The 613-nt window shown below is 44.9% G+C and carries 1 protein-coding gene; it reads left to right on the top strand.

Annotated elements, in window-relative coordinates; all coding sequences use genetic code 11:
- Positions 1-114: 114 nt before the first annotated feature.
- The coding region (locus tag H8706_RS12305) for a PcfB family protein (RefSeq protein ID WP_262432867.1) at positions 115-613 on the top strand (499 nt) is incomplete at its 3' end.

The following is a 613-nucleotide window of genomic DNA, read 5'->3' as shown; positions in this document are numbered from 1 at the left end:
TCCGAAAAGAAATCAGACTGTGCAAAGCAATATTTAAGGATTCGTATAAAATTGCCGAGAAAAAACGGCAGGCGCTCGCTTTGCAGAAACAGGCAGACAAGGAGTTGAGAGAAAATGAACACAAGCGGCGAAGTCGCTGATTTAATGGCGAAAGAAGCTATACAAATGACCGAATCGGCGGTCAAGCTAACCGCCCTCGGTGTAAAAAACCTTGCGGCAATCGTTATGGCGCTTGCAAAGGATGACGGCAAGACGGAGGGCGTCGCAAAATTAAAGCAAATGCTTAAAACGGGCAAACAGCTTTGTATTATGCAGATAAAAGAAACCGACCTCAAAAAATTCAATGCTGAAGCGAAAAATTACGGGATAATGTACCGTCCTGTTGCAGACAAGACAAACGACAACGGTTTGTGTGATGTTATCGCATTTCAAGACGATATACCCCGGCTTAATTACATTATGGAAAAGCTCGGATATTCCGCAACGGAACACGAAATTGAACCGGAAGTCCCCGAACAGACGGAGGTTACATCGGATAATACAAAGGACGAAAACTCAAAAAACCGTCCGTCCCGTGCGGAGAGAACAAACGAAAATCCGCACGGGAGCAAAT

This window comes from Qingrenia yutianensis (assembly GCF_014385105.1).
Lineage (GTDB): Bacteria > Bacillota > Clostridia > UMGS1810 > UMGS1810 > Qingrenia > Qingrenia yutianensis.
The sequence above is the reverse complement of the archived record's forward strand: the minus strand, read 5'-3'. Positions and strand labels throughout refer to the sequence as shown.